Origin of the sequence: Kribbella sp. NBC_00662, assembly GCF_041430295.1 — a bacterium.
GTDB lineage: Bacteria > Actinomycetota > Actinomycetes > Propionibacteriales > Kribbellaceae > Kribbella.
Genome location: NZ_CP109029.1, coordinates 7,259,614 through 7,276,218, shown reverse-complemented (window position 1 = coordinate 7,276,218; position 16,605 = coordinate 7,259,614). Strand labels below are relative to the sequence as shown.

Annotated in this window: 18 protein-coding genes; 15 read left to right on the top strand and 3 right to left on the bottom strand. The window is 67.7% G+C overall.

The features are described from left to right. The first annotated feature begins 111 nt into the window (after positions 1 to 111). From ngcE to OHA10_RS35805, 6 genes are read left to right on the top strand one after another with little or no spacing between them, the layout of a single operon-like run. Complete coding sequence (ngcE, locus tag OHA10_RS35830; RefSeq protein WP_371403223.1) at positions 112 to 1,524, top strand: N-acetylglucosamine/diacetylchitobiose ABC transporter substrate-binding protein; 1,413 nt, start codon at positions 112 to 114, stop codon at positions 1,522 to 1,524. Between the two features lie 2 nt (positions 1,525 to 1,526). Then, positions 1,527 to 2,516, top strand: coding sequence for a carbohydrate ABC transporter permease (locus OHA10_RS35825; RefSeq protein ID WP_371403222.1), 990 nt, complete (start codon positions 1,527 to 1,529; stop codon positions 2,514 to 2,516). Next, a complete protein-coding gene (locus tag OHA10_RS35820; protein WP_371403221.1) occupies positions 2,513 to 3,406 on the top strand; it encodes a carbohydrate ABC transporter permease in 894 nt (297 codons plus the stop codon). The genes OHA10_RS35825 and OHA10_RS35820 overlap by 4 nt, the downstream gene beginning before the upstream one ends. Before the next feature lie 9 nt (positions 3,407 to 3,415). Then, positions 3,416 to 3,982 (top strand): hypothetical protein, encoded by a 567-nt coding sequence (locus OHA10_RS35815; protein WP_371403220.1) that lies wholly within the window; start codon positions 3,416 to 3,418, stop codon positions 3,980 to 3,982. Further along, positions 3,979 to 4,572, top strand: a complete 594-nt coding sequence (pdxT, locus tag OHA10_RS35810; RefSeq protein WP_371403219.1) for a pyridoxal 5'-phosphate synthase glutaminase subunit PdxT — start codon at positions 3,979 to 3,981, stop codon at positions 4,570 to 4,572. Before OHA10_RS35815 ends, pdxT begins: the two co-directional genes overlap by 4 nt. A 33-nt stretch (positions 4,573 to 4,605) precedes the next feature. Then, a complete protein-coding gene (locus OHA10_RS35805) occupies positions 4,606 to 5,367 on the top strand; it encodes a YebC/PmpR family DNA-binding transcriptional regulator (protein WP_371403218.1) in 762 nt (253 codons plus the stop codon). Positions 5,368 to 5,373: 6 nt separating this feature from the next. Here the strand turns inward: OHA10_RS35805 and OHA10_RS35800 are convergent, their stop codons facing one another. From OHA10_RS35800 to OHA10_RS35790, 3 genes are all read right to left on the bottom strand, one after another. After that, the gene (locus OHA10_RS35800; RefSeq protein WP_371403217.1) at positions 5,374 to 6,204 is read right to left on the bottom strand and encodes a hypothetical protein; all 831 of its coding nucleotides are present in this window, start codon (positions 6,202 to 6,204) and stop codon (positions 5,374 to 5,376) included. 217 nt (positions 6,205 to 6,421) lie between these two features. Beyond that, on the bottom strand, positions 6,422 to 7,315 hold the full coding sequence (locus tag OHA10_RS35795) for a methyltransferase domain-containing protein (RefSeq protein ID WP_371403216.1): 894 nt from the start codon (positions 7,313 to 7,315) through the stop codon (positions 6,422 to 6,424). A 139-nt stretch (positions 7,316 to 7,454) separates the two neighbouring features. Further along, positions 7,455 to 7,883 (bottom strand): hypothetical protein, encoded by a 429-nt coding sequence (locus OHA10_RS35790; RefSeq protein WP_371403215.1) that lies wholly within the window; start codon positions 7,881 to 7,883, stop codon positions 7,455 to 7,457. Positions 7,884 to 8,012: 129 nt separating this feature from the next. Between OHA10_RS35790 and OHA10_RS35785 the strand changes: the two genes are divergently transcribed. The 9 genes from OHA10_RS35785 to OHA10_RS35745 all read left to right on the top strand — a co-directional run bounded on the left by OHA10_RS35785 (position 8,013) and on the right by OHA10_RS35745 (position 16,279). Continuing rightward, the gene (locus OHA10_RS35785) at positions 8,013 to 8,474 is read left to right on the top strand and encodes a hotdog fold domain-containing protein (protein ID WP_371403214.1); all 462 of its coding nucleotides are present in this window, start codon (positions 8,013 to 8,015) and stop codon (positions 8,472 to 8,474) included. 27 nt (positions 8,475 to 8,501) lie between these two features. Next, positions 8,502 to 9,659 (top strand): enhanced intracellular survival protein Eis, encoded by a 1,158-nt coding sequence (gene eis / locus OHA10_RS35780; RefSeq protein WP_371403213.1) that lies wholly within the window; start codon positions 8,502 to 8,504, stop codon positions 9,657 to 9,659. Positions 9,660 to 9,731: 72 nt separating this feature from the next. Beyond that, positions 9,732 to 10,328, top strand: coding sequence for a crossover junction endodeoxyribonuclease RuvC (ruvC, locus tag OHA10_RS35775; protein ID WP_371403212.1), 597 nt, complete (start codon positions 9,732 to 9,734; stop codon positions 10,326 to 10,328). A 22-nt stretch (positions 10,329 to 10,350) separates the two neighbouring features. Then, positions 10,351 to 10,953 carry a Holliday junction branch migration protein RuvA gene (gene ruvA / locus OHA10_RS35770; RefSeq protein WP_371403211.1) on the top strand — a complete coding sequence of 201 codons (603 nt, stop codon included), beginning with the start codon at positions 10,351 to 10,353 and terminating at the stop codon, positions 10,951 to 10,953. A gap of 3 nt (positions 10,954 to 10,956) precedes the next feature. Beyond that, positions 10,957 to 12,009 (top strand): Holliday junction branch migration DNA helicase RuvB, encoded by a 1,053-nt coding sequence (gene ruvB, locus OHA10_RS35765; RefSeq protein ID WP_134102782.1) that lies wholly within the window; start codon positions 10,957 to 10,959, stop codon positions 12,007 to 12,009. Positions 12,010 to 12,242: 233 nt separating this feature from the next. Then, positions 12,243 to 12,710: a preprotein translocase subunit YajC gene (gene yajC, locus OHA10_RS35760; RefSeq protein WP_371403210.1), complete on the top strand. Its 468-nt coding sequence runs from the start codon at positions 12,243 to 12,245 to the stop codon at positions 12,708 to 12,710. 145 nt (positions 12,711 to 12,855) lie between these two features. Then, complete coding sequence (gene secD, locus OHA10_RS35755) at positions 12,856 to 14,556, top strand: protein translocase subunit SecD (protein ID WP_371408024.1); 1,701 nt, start codon at positions 12,856 to 12,858, stop codon at positions 14,554 to 14,556. Then, positions 14,556 to 15,740, top strand: coding sequence for a protein translocase subunit SecF (gene secF / locus OHA10_RS35750; RefSeq protein WP_371403209.1), 1,185 nt, complete (start codon positions 14,556 to 14,558; stop codon positions 15,738 to 15,740). The genes secD and secF overlap by 1 nt, the downstream gene beginning before the upstream one ends. Next, positions 15,740 to 16,279: an adenine phosphoribosyltransferase gene (locus tag OHA10_RS35745; RefSeq protein WP_371403208.1), complete on the top strand. Its 540-nt coding sequence runs from the start codon at positions 15,740 to 15,742 to the stop codon at positions 16,277 to 16,279. The genes secF and OHA10_RS35745 overlap by 1 nt, the downstream gene beginning before the upstream one ends. Positions 16,280 to 16,605 lie beyond the last annotated feature (326 nt).

Here is a 16,605-nt window from a genome sequence, read left to right as displayed (position 1 = left end):
TGAGCAACGAGCCGTGACGAGCGCTGGCTGGCTGCGGAGCGGGGGAGGCTCACCACAAGGGGCAGGTGTCATCAGCACCGTCGGGAATCTAGTGAGAAGAGGCAGGACCAAATGAGCGAGACCAGCAAGATCGGGCGACGGAGTCTCCTGAAAGGGAGCCTGGCGGCGGCCGCGGTGCTTCCCCTCGGTGGCGTGCTGGCCAGCTGCGCGGGCAGCGGCAGCGACAGCGGCAGTTCCTCGCAAGGCGGGACGAAGAGCTCGGACAACCCGTTCGGTATGGCGGACAAGTCGAGTGTCGACGCGGTCATCTTCAACGGCGGTTACGGCTACGACTACGTGACGTTCGCGGCCGACATCGCGCAGAAGAAGCAGGCGGGATCGACGTTCAAGGTCTCTCCGTCCACCCAGATCGCCCAGCAGCTGCAGCCGCGCTTCGTCGGCGGCAACCCGCCGGACCTGATCGACAACTCCGGCGCGAACCAGATCGGCTTCAACACGATCCTGGACCAGCTGGCGACGCTGGACGACGTCTTCGAGGCCAACAACTACGAGGGCACGAAGATCGCCGACACCCTGTACCCGGGCGCCAAGAACCCCGGCACGTTCGACGGCAAGTTCGTCGCGATGAACTACGTCCTCACCCTGTACGGCATCTGGTACTCCGACAGCCTGTTCAAGGAGAACGGCTGGGAGCCGCCGAAGACGTACGACGGGCTCCTCGACCTCGGCGCCAAGGCCAAGGCGAAGGGCAAGTACCTGTTCGTCTGGGGCAAGGAAGCCGCGACGTACTACCACACGATGGCCGTCGACGGCGCCATCAAGGAGGGTGGCGACGAGGTCCGGCTGGCACTGGAGAACCTGAAGGAGAACTGCTGGTCGATGCCGCAGTTCCAGGGCATCTTCAAGGCGCTGGAGACCATGGTCAAGAACGGGTACTTCGTCCCCGGTGGCGCTGGCACCCAGTTCACCGCCGCGCAGGCGAAGTGGAGCAACGACCAGCAGGCCATCCTCTACCCCTCGGGCTCGTGGATCGAGAACGAGATGAAGAAGGCCACCAAGGCGGGCTTCAACATGAAGGGCGTCCCGGAGCCGACGCTCACCGAGAGCCCGAAGCTGCCCTACGAGTCGCTGCGCAGCGCGGCCGGTGAGCCGTTCATCGTGCCGTCGAAGGGCAAGAACGTCGCCGGCGGCAAGGAGCTCCTGCGGGCCATGCTGTCCAAGGACGCGGCGACCAACTTCGCCAAGACGCGGCTCGCGCCGACGATCGTCAAGGGCCTCGTGCCCGCCGACGGCTTCGGTTCGACCGCGCTGCAGTCGCAGACCGCGATGCTGGACGCGGCCGGCACCAACGTCTTCGACTACCAGGTGTTCGGCCTCTACGGCATGAACACCGACCAGCTCGTGGTCTGGAACTCGTTCCTGTCCGGCCAGCTCGACGCGGCCGGCCTGACGAAGGGCCTGCAGCAGATCACCGACAAGGTGCGCAACGACAGCTCCGTCAAGAAGATTCCGGTCACCAAGTGACCATGACGCAAGATGTCGTGACGGAGGGCGGGCCCAAGCGGCCCGCCCCCCGGCGCCGCCGGCCGCTGACCTTCGACCGGGTCAGCTTCATGGTCGTGTTCCTCGGCCTGCCGCTGGCGGTCTTCGTGATCTTCGTGGTCTCGCCGTTCGTGCAGGCGCTCTACTACTCGCTGACCGACTGGTCCGGGTTCAGCGCGGGGCAGAACTTCGTCGGTTTCGACAACTACGTGCGGCTGTTCCACGACGACATCTTCCTGAAGGCCGTCCGCAACAACATCGAGCTCGCGATCGTCGTGCCGATCGTGACGATCGTGCTGGCGCTGACGCTGGCCACGCTGGTGACGATCGGCGGCTCGGGCACCGGGACCGTCCGCGGGCTGAAGAACTCCGGCTTCTACCGGATCGTGTCGTTCTTCCCGTACGTGATCCCCGCGATCGTGATCGGCCTGATCTGGGCCCAGGTGTTCACCCCGACCTCGGGCATCCTGGACGCGGTGCTGTCGAAGATCGGGCTGCACCAGTTCGAGAACTACGCCTGGCTCGGCGACGCCCGGACCGCGATGCCGGCCTCGATGTTCGTGATGATCTGGGGCTTCGTCGGCTTCTACATGGTGCTGTTCATCGCCGCCATCCGGGGGATCGAGCCCGAGGTGTTCGAGGCGGCCCGGATCGACGGCGCCGGCCGGTTCCGGACAGCGGTGTCGATCACGTTGCCGCTGATCCGCGACAACGTGCAGACGGCGTACATCTATCTCGGCATCGCCGCGCTCGACGCGTTCGTCTACATGCAGGCGCTGAACCCCGGCGGTGGACCGCAGAACTCGACACTGGTCATGCCCCAGCAACTGTTCACCACGGCCTTCACCAAGGGGCAGTTCGGATACTCGACCGCGATGGGTGTGATCCTCGCCGCGGTGACGATGCTGTTCGCGCTGCTGGTCTTCACGGTGAACGCCCTGACCGGCGGACGTGAGCGGAAGGTACGCCGATGACAACCACTACCGCCGACCAGGCCGACCTGGTCGCCGAGTCCCGCGCGCCCGGCACGGGTTCCCGCGAGGGCAAGGGCGTCGCCGCGACCGCGCACATCGCGCTGATCCTGTGGTCGCTGCTGGTGATCCTGCCGCTGGTGTGGACGCTGCTGTCGTCGTTCAAGTCGACCCAGGAAGTGCTGGGCAACCCGCTGTCGCTGCCGGGCAAGCTTCGCTTCAGCAACTACGCCAACGCCTGGACGACGGCCGGTATCGGTCGCTACTTCCTGAACACCGTGATCGTCGTCGGCTGTGCGCTGGTGCTGGTGATGATCCTCGGGGCCATGTGTGCGTACGTGCTGGCCAGGTTCTCGTTCCCCGGCAACCGGCTGATCTACTACGCGATGCTGGCCGGCCTGACGTTCCCGGTCTTCCTGGCGATCGTGCCGCTGTTCTTCGTACTGAAGAACCTGCACCTGCTCAACACCCTGCCGGGGTTGATCATGACGTACGTCGCGTTCGCGCTGCCGTTCACCGTCTTCTTCCTGCACAGCTTCTTCAAGGCGCTGCCGGGCGAGATCTACGAGGCGGCGCAGATCGACGGTGCAGGGGAGTGGCGCTCGTTCTTCTCGGTGATGCTGCCGATGGCGCGGCCGGGGATGGCGTCGGTTGCCATCTTCAACTTCCTGGGGTTGTGGAACCAGTTCCTGCTTCCGGTTGCCCTGAACACCGACTCGAAGAACTACGTGCTCTCGCAGGGCATGGCGTCGTTCGCATCGCAGGCAGGTTATGCGGTGGACTTCGGCGCGTTGTTCGCGGCCGTGGTGATCACCGTGGCGCCGGTGCTGGTGGTCTACATCATCTTCCAGCGTCAGCTCCAGGTTTCGGTCACCGCCGGAGGCGTGAAGTAGCCTGGGTAAGTGACGAGCAACCTGCAGTCGGTGGACGAACGGACCGCCCGGGAACTGCGTGGCCTGGCCCGCGTCCTGGTGCGGTCCGGGTACGCCGACCATGCGGCCATCACGGCCGCACTGACCGAGGCGGTCCGCGAGGACGCACCGTCGATGGACACGGACGCATTGGTCCCGCTGCTCATCGGTGAGGCGGTGATGGATCTCAACTCCGACGCCGCGACCTGGCCGGAGAGCACCGACACCGACCGGTTGGACGCAGTGCTCGCGGAGCTCGAACAGCTGGGCGTTGTGGTGGTCCGGTACACGTCGGACCACCACGAGGCCAGGCAGGTTCTCGAGGCCGCCGAGGGACCGCAGGGGCTGCTGTTCTTCACCGACACCGACGTCTGGCACGCGGTCGACTTCGGCATGCTCGAGCTGAAGCTCTGGCACCCGGACACCGCCAACGTCGCGCCCGGTGAGCCGCTGCTGGAGGACGTACTCGAGCTGCTGCACCGCAACGACCTGCCCGCGGTCTTCGACGAGGGCCGGATCGAGGTCACGCTCGACTGGCAACGAAGGGTGACGCTATGACGGTCATCGGTGTGTTCGCGCTGCAAGGGAACGTGCGCGAACACCTGGCGATGCTGACCCAGGTCGGTGTCGAGGCGCTGCCGGTCCGTCGTCCGTCCGAGCTGGAGCAGGTCGACGCCCTGGTGCTGCCGGGCGGCGAGTCGACCACCATGTACAAGCTGGCGCGGACGTTCGAGCTGTTCGAGCCGCTGCAGAAGCGGATCGCGGACGGGATGCCGGTGTTCGGCACCTGCGCCGGGATGATCATGCTCGCGGACAAGATCACCGGCGGGACGGCCGACCAGGAGACCCTCGGCGGGCTCGACGTGACCGTCCGCCGGAACGCGTTCGGGCGGCAGGTCGAGTCGTTCGAGGCCGACCTCGAGTTCGCCGGGTTCGACTCGCCGTACCACGCCGTGTTCATCCGGGCACCGTGGGTGGAGCGGGTCGGTCCGGACGTGGAGGTACTCTCGACGGTGAGGTCGGGCCCTGCCGCAGGTAGGATCGTCGCGGTCCGCCACGACCGGCTGCTCGCCACGTCGTTCCACCCGGAGATGACCGGGGACGCGCGGCTGCACGGCTACTTCGCCGAGCTGGTCCGGACCCACTGAGTCGTTGTTGTAGGTAGAAGGGTTGGGTTCGCCATGTCAGGCCACTCCAAGTGGGCCACCACGAAGCACAAGAAGGCCGTCATCGACGCGAAGCGCGGCAAGCTCTTCGCGAAGCTGATCAAGAACATCGAGGTGGCCGCCCGGATGGGCGGTGGCGACCCTGGCGGGAACCCGACCCTGTACGACGCCATCCAGAAGGCGAAGAAGTCCTCGGTCCCGAACGACAACATCGACCGCGCGGTCAAGCGCGGATCCGGTGCCGAGGCGGGCGGTGCGGAGTACCAGACGATCATGTACGAGGGCTACGGCCCGAACGGCGTGGCGATGCTGGTCGAGTGTCTGACCGACAACCGCAACCGGGCCGCCGCGGACGTCCGGACGGCGATGACGCGGAACGGCGGCTCGCTCGCCGACCCGAACTCGGTCGCGTACCTGTTCAACCGCAAGGGCGTGATCGTCGTCGCCAAGGAGCAGGACGGGAAGTCGCTGTCCGAGGACGACGTGATGGAGGCCGTGCTCGAGGCCGGCGCCGACGAGGTCAACGACCTCGGCGAGTCCTGGGAGGTCGTCACCGAGGCCACCGACCTGGTCCCGGCCCGGACGGCGCTGCAGGACGCCGGAATCGACTACGACTCCGCCGACGTCCAGTTCGTCCCGTCGATGACGGTCGAGCTCGACGCCGACGGCGCCGCCAAGATCTTCCGGCTGATCGACGCGCTCGAGGACAGCGACGACGTACAGAACGTCTACGCGAACTTCGACGTGTCGGACGAAATCATGGCCGAGGTCGGCTGACCTCAGTTACATCCCGAGGGCCTTTCCGTCGATCACCTGGTTCGCCGGAGGGGCCTTCGGCGTTGTGACCTTGTTGTACTCGCTGAAGCTCAGCTTGTCGCTGCCCGATTCGAGACTGACCGGGCGCGCGGTGGCGGTGTCGACCCAGAGCGTGCCGTCCCCGTCGCCGAGCCCGATCGCGGGGACGCCGTCGACGGTCTTCGGCGCGGTCTTCTTGACCGTGCCGCTCGGCTCGAACAACGTGTCGAAGAACTCGGCCTTGCTCGCGAACAGCGCGAAGTTCCCGAGGTCCTTGTCGCTCATCGTCGTCCGGATCCACCGCCCGGCGATCAGCCCGACGACGGCGTCCGCCTCTGCCTTGGACTTGGTCTGCGACCGCCAGAACTTGTTACTCATCTTCAGGTACGCCGTCTTGCCGATCACCATCACCGACATCCCACCGTCGCTCGTGGTGATCGACCCCTGGCCGCCGTTCTTGGTCACCCGCACGTCGAGCACCATCCGCTCTTTACCGTCCGAGACAGCCCCCTTCATCCGAACGCTGTTCGCGGCCTTCGCGGCGGCTTGCGTCTTGGTGAGGATCGCCGCTGCCGACAGCCCGGCGATGCTGCTCGATGACGGCACCGGGATCGTCGGCTTCTCCAAGACCGCCGACGGTGTCTCTCCCGGCGTGGCGACCGTCGAGGGCCCGGCCGGAGTCGGCGCCGAAGACTGCGACGGAGACTGCGGCGCCGGCGTACTCCCCAGCGCCTCATCACCCGCATCCTTCGTCCCACCACACCCCACAACAAGCGCCATCAACGCAACAGCCCCCACACCCGACCGCTTCCCCACCATCCCCGCTCTCCCCCCAATCGACGACACAGCTACCAAGAAGATGCAGGTGCACCCCGAAAAGTTGCCCGAAGGACCCCGCTGCGCGGCTGCTACTTGGGCGGTGGGGCTGTGATTGCCGGCGACTGTGTTCGGCGTAGTTGCATGCCCGACACCCGGAAGCTCAAGGTGACTTCCATCTAGCTCCTGAGCGCGCGGCCGCTCAGCGCCGGATCCGCAGCTAGCCGAGTGCCGACGTGTGCTCGGTTGGGTGGCGGCCCCAGGCTGAGATCAGGGGGGAGAGTGTCAGGTCGAGTTCGCCCGCCTCGATGGCGGCAAGGTGGGCGTCGAGTTCGGTGTTGTCGGACAGGCCGGCGGCGAGCAGTTCGCCGCGGACGTGCCGGATGGTTGACGCCTCCAGCCGGTCACACGCCAGCCCGCCGACCGGAAACGAGCCCGCCGCCGCGACATCCACCAACCCGGCTTCGCGCAACGCCCGCGGCAGCGTTCGCCCATAGCGCAGGTCCGCGCCCCGACGCGTCAGCAACTCCCGGATCGCGTCGCACACCCGGTTCGCCCGCCGCTGTGCGGGACCGCTGTCGTCAAGGCACGCGAGCGGCTGCAGAGCGGTATCCGCATCCTCGATCAACAACCAGCCACCCGGCCGCAGCGCTGCCACCATCGTCGCCAGCGCGCGAGCGCGGTCAGGCACATGGACCAGCACGAGCCGGGCATGCACCAGATCGAACGTCCCCGGCTCGGGCGCCGGATCAGCGGCGACGTCATGCCGTCGTACGTCGTATCCGTCGCCTTCCTTCAGCCATGACGGATCGATGTCCGTGGCAAGTACATACCCGGTCGGACCAACGGTCGTCGCAAGCGCCTCCGGAATACTGGTGCCCCCGGCCCCCACTTCCCAGCACCGCGAGCCGGCCCCGACCCCCAGCCGCTCGAAGTGCCCACGCGTCACACCATCGAACAGCTCAGCCAACCAAACGAACCGCTCACCCGCCTCGACCCGCGCGTTGTCCAGCAGATACCCGCGGTCGGGCGCGGACTGTCCACCGAGCGCGCTGGTCCCGCTGTCCGGGTCCGTTCGGCCATCGACATGCGGCCGGCGAGGCGAGGAAGTCATCTCAACATCGTCGACCTGCCAACCCCACCAGCGCCACGACCATGCGAGAGGCACGTCTCACACAGCCCGCCGAACCCCTGCACGTCGCACAGCACTGTGCAGACAAACGAACGAAGCCGAGCAGGCGACGCCGACTCAGCTAGAGCGGCAGCATTCGCTGGGCGAGTCGGCTCCTGTGCCGCCAGGCGCGCGGGGACTCGACCGGACCGGGAAAGCCGCCGTTCGCGAACACCTTGTTCAGGTAGGACACGAACGGCTGCGTCGTTTCACCGGGATCGTCAGAGCTCTCCGCCTTGGTCTCCTGCCAAAGCTCGTAGTCGCCGGCGAAGTACTCCCGTATCGGCTGGTCGGTGTAGCGGGCGCCCTCGATCTCGATGACCAGCGGATCGGCTGCGGCGGCTTCCGGCCAGTCGGGGTGGGTTCCCACAAACCACACGTCACCGACGAGTCGCAGCCACGACAGCACCGTCATCGGCACCGCCGAGGTGCGATCCCAGAGTCCGCGGTCGCCGCAGAGCGCGTCGATCGGGGAAGCGGACCGCCGGCACTCACCAACCCGCCACATCACCGCGCAACGATGGCACCGCACGCCTGACCACGGCCGGCCAGCCGAGGTTGATCAGTGCGCCACGTCCGCAGCGTTGTCGTTGAGTGGCTCCTCTTCACCTCGCATGTGACTCGTGGGTAACATGTGGGGATGGCGAGTCAGGTGTTGGGGTTGTGGGAGCGGTTGCGTGGGGTGCCGGGTGGGGAGCGGGTGTTTTCTTGGGGGTTCACCTGGAAGGCGCCGTACTTTCGGTCGGTTCGGCCTCGGTTTGTGCAGGTCAGTCCTAATTTTGCGGCGTTGCGGTTGCCGAAGCGGCGGGCTGTTTTGAACCACATCGGGACCGTGCATGCGATTGCTGTGTGCAACGGGTTGGAGGCCGCGATGGGGGCGTTGGCGGAGGCGACGATCCCGGCGGGGAAGCGGTGGTTGCCGAAGGGGATGGAGGTTGCGTACCTCGCCAAGTCGACCTCCGATCTGGTCTGCTCGGCCGAGACCGATCCCGACAATTGGACCTCGGGGCCCGACGTGCCGGTACGGGTGAAGGCGACCCGGGACGACGGCACGGTTGTCGTCGAAGGGACCATCCACCTGTGGGTAACTGACAAGAAATAGGTCCGTCGTACGACGTAGGGTCTCGGCGTGACTGAACTGCGGGTGGTGGATGTTGTCGAGGAACACCTGGATGCGGTGTGGGAGGTGCGGATTCGGTCGTTCGGGCCTGGTGGGGACCGGGACGAGTGGAAGAAGAATGCGCTCACCTTCATGGACGGGCGGTTCATCGGGGTCGTCGACGGGGAGCAGCTCGTCGCGGCGGCGCGGATCTGGCCGTTCGAGCAGTGGTGGGGTGGGCGGCGGGTCCCGATGGGCGGCGTGGCCGGGGTGGTCGTCTCGCCGGAGTACCGCGGTCGTGGTGTCGGCAGTCTGATGATGCGTGCGGTGCTGCAGCGCTGCGCCGACAAGGGATACCCGCTGACGGCGCTCTATCCGGCGACGACCGTTCTCTACCGGCACCTGGGCTACGAGTTCGCGGGTAATAGGTACAAGTTCTCCTTCCAGGCCGCCGATCTGCGCTCTCTGGGCGGCAAAGGTACGGCGGTGCGGAAGGCAGGTCGCGATGATGCGGACCTGTTCCTGGAGCTCACCGGGAAGAACCATGAGGCGAGGCGTTCGAGCGGTCCGTTGATCTGGCCGCGTACCGAGGTCGAGTCCTGGCTGGGAGAAGAAGACAACTTCGCGTACGTCGCTGACGACGGCTTCGTGGTCTACAACTGGTCCGACGGCGACCTGGCCGTCGACGAACTCATGGCCGGCTCCGAGGAGACCGCACGCGCCTTGTGGGCGACCGTCGGCTCGGGCTCGTCGATCGCGAAGTCGGTCCAGGCGTACTGCCCGCCGTTCGACCCGATCCACCTGCTCGCCGAGCACGAGGCGGATGGCGACACGAGGATCAACCGCTGGATGCTCCGCCTCATCGACGCGCCCGCGGCCATCGCGACGCGAGGCTTCCCGGACGGCGTCGTACTCGAGGCCGACCTGCGGATCGACGACCCCGACCTGACCGCCAACACCGGCGACTGGCGCCTGTCCGTAGCCAACGGATCCGGCACCCTGACTCCTGCGGAAGCATCGGACGACGCTCTCCGCGTAGGCCCGCGTGGACTCGCCGCGCTGTACGCCGGTACGCCGGTCGCGGCCCTTCGCGGAGCCGGGCTGATCACCGGGGGAGCGGCCGCCACGGACTCAGGACTGGATGCAGTCTTCGGCGGACCGACGCCGTACATGCTCGACTACTTCTGAGTTCGGCGCGTCGATTTCGTCAGTCGCGAGACCGCCGTCTAGGGTTATCGAACAAACGTTCGGAGGTGGTCCATGCGGGTGCTCGGCGTCGACCCGGGACTGACCCGGTGCGGCCTCGGCGTCGTCGAGGGTTCGCCGGGGAAGCCCCCTGCGCTGGTCGCCGTCGGAGTGATCCGGACGCCGGCCGATCTGGATGTGTCCAAGCGACTCGTCCAGATCGAGGCGGAGCTGGAGGAGTGGATCGCCAAGCACAAGCCGGACGCGGTCGCGGTCGAGCGAGTGTTCGCCCAGCACAACGTCCGGACGGTGATGGGGACGGCGCAGGCCTCTGGAGTGGCGATGGTCGTCGCGGCGCGCCGGGGGCTGCCGGTCGCGCTGCACACGCCGAGCGAGGTGAAGGCCGCGGTCACCGGATCGGGCCGGGCGGACAAGGAGCAGGTGACCACGATGGTCACTCGCATCCTCAAGCTGAGCGAGCGTCCGACACCCGCGGACGCCGCTGACGCGCTGGCGTTGGCGATCTGTCAGGTGTGGCGCGGTGGCGTGGCCAGCAAACTGCAGGAGGCTGCCTCCAGCCGGTCCAATCTGGAGGCGCTGGCGCAGGCGCAGTCCCGCCTGCAGATGGCAAGGTTGCGGGCTGCGGTGGCGGCCCAGCAGGGCAAGCGGTGAGCACGGAAACAGGAGGTTGGCGATGATCGCCTTTGTGCGTGGACCGGTGGCGGCCATCGGAGTGGACAGCGCCGTGGTCGAGGTCGGCGGAGTGGGCCTGCAGGTGTACTGCGACCCGGGCACGCTGGCGGGCCTGCGTCCGGGCCAAGAAGCCCGGATCTCCACGTCCATGGTGGTTCGCGAGGATTCGCTGACGTTGTACGGCTTCGCCGACGACGACGCGAAGAACCTGTTCGAGCTGCTCCAGACGGCGTCCGGCGTCGGCCCGAAGCTGGCCCAGGCGGCGCTCGCGGTGCTCAGCCCCGACCAGTTGCGCCAGGCGGTCGCGACCGAGGACCTCGTCGTCCTGGTGAAGGTGCCGGGGATCGGGAAGAAGGGCGCCCAGCGGATCGTGCTGGAGCTCAAGGACAAGATCGGTGCGCCGTCGAGGACGGTGGCCGGGCGTCCCCTGCAGACACAGGAGGCGTGGCGGGAGCAGGTGGCGGCGGGCCTGGTCGGCCTCGGCTACTCGGCCCGCGACGCCGAGGATGCGGTCACCGCAGTGTCACCACTCGCCGCCGACAGCCCCAACCCGGCCGTCCCCGACCTGCTGCGCGCTGCCCTGCGCGTGCTCTCCAAGGCGTAAGAGATGGAAGACAACGTCCGGCCACTGGTCTCCGCCGACGCGGTGGATCTCGAGGAACGCAAGATCGAGTCCGCGCTCCGCCCGCGCACACTGGCCGAGTTCGGCGGTCAGCGCCGGGTCAGCGAGCAGCTCGAGCTGGTGCTGCACGCCGCCCGCGGGCGCAATCGGGCGCCTGACCACGTCTTGCTCTCCGGCCCTCCTGGCCTCGGGAAGACCACGCTGGCAATGATCATCGCCAGCGAGTTGTCGGCGCCGCTGCGCGTGACGAGCGGCCCGGCGATCCAGCACGCCGGCGACCTGGCCGCGATCCTGTCCGGGCTGAGCGAGGGCGAAGTGCTGTTCCTCGACGAGATCCACCGGATGTCGCGGCCGGCCGAAGAGCTGCTGTACATGGCGATGGAGGACTTCCGCGTCGACGTGATCGTCGGCAAAGGCCCGGGTGCGACCGCGATCCCGCTCGAGATCCCGCCGTTCACGCTGGTCGGGGCGACCACGCGGGCCGGTCTGCTGCCGGGGCCGCTGCGGGACCGGTTCGGGTTCACCGGTCACCTGGAGTTCTACGAGTCCGCCGAGCTGGAGAAGATCGTCAACCGCTCGGCCGCGCTGCTCGAGGTCGACATCACCCCGGAGGGCGCGGCGGAGATCGCGTCACGCTCCCGCGGTACGCCGCGTATCGCGAACCGGCTGCTCCGCCGGGTCCGCGACTACGCAGAGGTGCGGGCGGACGGCATCATCACTCTGGCACTCGCGAAATCGGCCCTCGAGCTGTACGAAGTGGACAAAATGGGCCTCGACCGGCTCGACAGGTCCGTTCTGGACGCTTTGTGCCGCCGATTCGGGGGCGGACCGGTCGGTCTTTCCACGCTGGCGGTTGCGGTCGGCGAAGAACGTGAGACCGTGGAGGAAGTGGCCGAACCATTTCTGGTCCGGTCGGGCTATCTGGCCCGTACGCCGCGCGGTCGCGTCGCCACGCCCGCGGCCTGGCGGCATATCGGGCTGAAGGTCCCGAAGGGCGCGACGTTCGCCGACACGCTCTTCGACACCGACGAAGACTAAGGAGTTCGACCCAACTGAACAGCGGACGTCGGGGAACGTCCGCGGACGCCGGAGCGTAGTTACTTCTGTACTGAGTAATTCAAACGTGACCCGGTGTCATGAGGTACTTGTTGCCGCTCAGGGTTAGACTCCCCGGTGGCCTGACCTCCAGGTCATTCCGCTGCGACCTGCGCGCTTCGAGCAGAGCGTGCCGGACGCCCGTATTTCCGATCGACAAAGGATTCTGAGACCCGATGCAACTCCTCGCCGTACCGATGGCCTCCTCCGGGGGCGGCGGCATCACGCTGCTGCTACCGCTGATCCTGATCGTCGGAATGATCTGGTTCATGAGCCGCACGCAGAAGAAGCAGCGCCAGCGCCAGGCTGACACCGTCGCCGCGCTCGCCCCGGGTAGCAAGGTGATCACCACCAGCGGCCTGGTCGGCATCGTCGAGGAGACCGACGGCGAGTACGTGACGCTGGAGATCTCCGAGGGCGTGCTGGTTCAGGTCGTGAAGGCCGCCATCGGCCGGGTGATCCCGGACGACGACGCCGCCGACGACGAGGCCACCGACTCCGCCGACGAGGCCACCGACTCCGCCGACGCCGGCGAGGAGTCGACCGACGCCTCCAAGGTCGACGTACCGGACACGGGTCGTGACAAGGCCGACGGCAAGGTGCAGGACACGCCGAAGCTGCCGCCGACGCACACCGAGAACTGAATTCCGTCCCACCCAGCCTGCGGCGCGGCGTTCGGCGTCCACCTGACGGTGCGGCGCGCCCAGAAGTACGAAGGTTGAATCTGACGTGGCAACGAGTTCGTCGACATCCCGCCCCGGGCGGAGCCTGATCGCCTTGCTGGTGGTCATGGTCCTGCTGTTGGGCATCATGGCGCTGACCAAGACCTGGAAGCCCAAGCTCGGACTGGACCTGCGCGGTGGCACCACCATCACGCTGACTGCCAGCACGTTCGACGGCAAGGGCAAGGTCACCGCCGACCAGATGAACGAGGCGAAGAACATCATCGGTCAGCGGGTCAACGGCGCCGGTGTGGCCGAGGCCGACATCACGACCTCCGGTGCGAACCACATCAACGTGGCGGTCCCGGGCGCCACGAAGGAATCCCTGGTGTCGCAGGTCGGCCAGACCGCCCTGCTGTACTTCCGGATCGTGCTGGGGGCCCAGGCGACCGCGCCGGCACCTACGCCGACGGCGACTCCGACTCCGGGCACCACGCCGAAGCCGACGACGACGCCCAAGGCGACCACGACGCCGAAGGCCAGCACCACGATCAAGCCGACCACCAGCAACACCCCGAAGGGCCGGGCCTGGACCAGCGCGCTCGCGGACGCGACGCCGACGCCCACGCCGACCCCGAAGGCCAGTACGACGCCGAAGCCGAGCACCCCGGCCGCGACGCCGTCGACGCCGGCCACCTCCTCCGGCGACCCGCTGAACTACACGCCGGACGCGGCCACGCAGGCGGCCTTCGCGACGTTCAAGTGCGGCGACAAGCAGGTCGACAACCCGAACACGGCGATCTTCTCCTGCGACCAGAACGGGCAGTACAAGTACCTGCTCGGTCCGGCGATCCTGGCGGGTACCGACCTCTCGGACGCCAGCGCCGGCATCCCGCAGAACGGTCTGCAGTGGCAGGTCAACCTGAAGTTCACCAGTGAGGGCGGCAGCAAGTTCCTCAAGGCCACCCAGAACATCTCCCAGCGCGGCCAGGGCCAGAACCTGTTCGCGATCGTGCTGGACGGCAAGACCATCTCGACCCCGAGCGTCGACAACCCGATCCCGGGCGGCCAGGCGCAGATCACCGGTACCTTCACCGAGGCCGAGGCCCGCGACCTGGCCAACGTGCTGAAGTACGGCTCGCTGCCGGTCAAGTTCGACATCTCCTCGGTCGAGACCGTGTCGCCGCAGCTCGGCGGCGACCAGCTCTCGGCCGGTATCTGGGCCGGCATCATCGGCCTGGCCCTCGTCGTGATCTTCTGCTTCCTGTACTACCGCGGTCTCGGCATCGTCGTCGTGTTCTCGCTCGTCGCGGCAGGCATCCTCACCGGGTCTCTGGTGATCCTGCTCGGCAAGGCGATCGGCTTCACCCTGACGCTGGCCGGTATCGCCGGTCTGATCGTGGCGGTCGGTATCACCGCGGACTCGTTCATCATCTACTTCGAACGACTCCGCGACGAGGTGCGTGAAGGCCGCAGCCTGCGCTCCTCGGTGGAGACCGGCTGGGCCCGCGCCAAGCACACGATCATCGCGGCCGACTCGATCTCGCTGCTCGCCGCGGTGGTTCTGTACGTACTGGCGATCGGCAGCGTCAAGGGCTTCGCGTTCACGCTCGGCCTGACCACGCTGATCGACCTCCTCGTGGTCTTCATGTTCACCAAGCCGGTGGTCACGCTGCTGGCCCGGACCGACTTCTTCGGCCACGGCCACAAGATGTCCGGCCTGGATCCGGAGCATCTCGGCGTCGAGCGACTACCCGGACAGATGAAACCGACGGCCCGGCCGCGGAAGACCCCGTCGACGCGTAAGCCGCTGGGAGGGGAGGTCTGATGTCGAAGCTCGGACAGATCGGTGCCAAGCTGCACCGCGGTGAGGTCTCCTACGATTTCATCGGTCACCGCAAGTTCTGGTTCAGCCTCTCGATCGCCCTGGTGGTCATCTCGCTGGGCGGCCTGTTCGCCCGCGGCCTGGCGCTCGGCATCGAGTTCAAGGGCGGCGTCGAGTACGACGCGGCCGTGAAGGTCACCTCCAGCACGGTCGAGGACTTCACCGCCGCGGTGAAGGCGACCAACGCCAAGGGCCTCGGCGACCCGGTCGTCACGACGATCAACGACAACAAGGTCCGGGTCCAGACCAAGCCGCTCGCGCAGGCGGACGTCGGCAACGTGCGGGCCGCGATCGCCAAGGAAGCCGGCATCCCCGCCGAGCAGGTGACGTCGCAGCAGATCGGCGCGTCCTGGGGTCAGCAGATCGCGAACAAGGCGATCCTCGCGCTGATCGTGTTCCTGGTCCTCGTGTTCGCGGTGATCTGGCTGTATTTCCGAGAACCCAAGGCCTCGATGGCGGCGATCATCGCGCTGATCCACGACGTCACGATCACGGTCGGCGTCTACGCGCTGATCGGCTTCGACGTGACACCGGCGACAGTGATCGGCGTACTGACGATCCTCGGTTACTCGCTGTACGACACCGTCGTGGTGTTCGACAAGGTCCGGGAGAACACCCGGGGCATCACCGGGTCGAACCGGTTCACGTACTCCGACGCGACCAACCTCGCGGTCAACCAGACGGTGGTCCGGTCGATCAACACCACGGTCACCGCTCTGCTCCCGGTCGGCGCGATCCTGGTCGTCGGCACGGTCGTGCTCGGCACCGGCCCGCTGAAGGACCTGTCGCTGGCGCTGTTCGTCGGTATCGCGGTCGGTGCGTACTCGTCGATCTTCATCGCGCCGTCGCTGCTCGCGGTCTTCAAGGAGCGCGAGCCGGGCATGCAGGCCCTGAGCAAGCGCGTGTCGGCGAAGAAGGCGCAGACCGCTGCCGCGGCCAAGGCGGCTCCGGTCGCGGTGGCCACGGCGGGAGCCGCGCCGCGTTCCGCCGTACAGGACACGCCTACGCCGCGGAAGGCGGATCGGGCCACGGGTACGGCGCCGACGCCGTCGACGCGGCCGATGAAGGCGACGGCGGCCGGGCGTCCGCAGCCGACGCGCAAGCCGCGGTCGAAGCGCGGTAAGTGATGCGGTCGCTCGAGCAGGTTCTCGCCGACGGCATTCGCGACATCCAGGACTACCCGCAGCCGGGGGTGGTGTTCAAGGACATCACCCCGCTGCTGGCCGACCACACCGGCTTCGCGCAGGTGGTGCAGGCGCTGGCGGCCGCCGGGACGGACGACGACGGGAACCCGGTGGTCGACAAGGTGGTCGGGATCGAGGCGCGCGGGTTCATCCTGGCCGCCCCGGTCGCGCTCGCCCTCGGCGCCGGGTTCGTACCGGTGCGCAAGAAGGGCAAGCTGCCGGGGGCGACGTACGAGGAGTCGTACGCGCTGGAGTACGGCGAGGCGACCATCGAGGTGCACCAGGACGCGTTCACTCCGGGTGACCGGGTGCTGGTCATCGACGACGTCCTCGCCACCGGCGGCACTGTTGAGGCCTGCCTGCGCCTGATCCGCCGCTGCGAGGCGGAGGTCGTCGGTACCGCGGTCCTGCTGGAGCTGTCGTTCCTTCCGGGCCGCAAGCGCCTCGAAGGCGAGAAGGTCAGCTCCCTGCTCACGGTCTGAAATCGGGCAAACTCTCCGCAGCCGGGAGCTGACCCGGCGTGTTGTCCACAGGCGGGTCTGCCTGGTTGGGCAACGGCCTCTAGACTGGTGGTCTGTCGGCGGAGGGACACAAACGTGGGCGAAGACCCGGCGATGACATCTGCGGTGCCGAACGCCGTACCGCAGGAGCCGCCGCGCGCGCCGTCACCGGTGCGCCCGGTCTCGCCGACGCCTGCGTCCCAACCACCTGCCCAGGCCGCGCAACCGCCGGTTCAGCCACCGCGGATCGCGCCGGCCCGGGTCCGCGCCCGGCTCGCCCGCCTCGGCGGCACCCGGCATCCGAACCG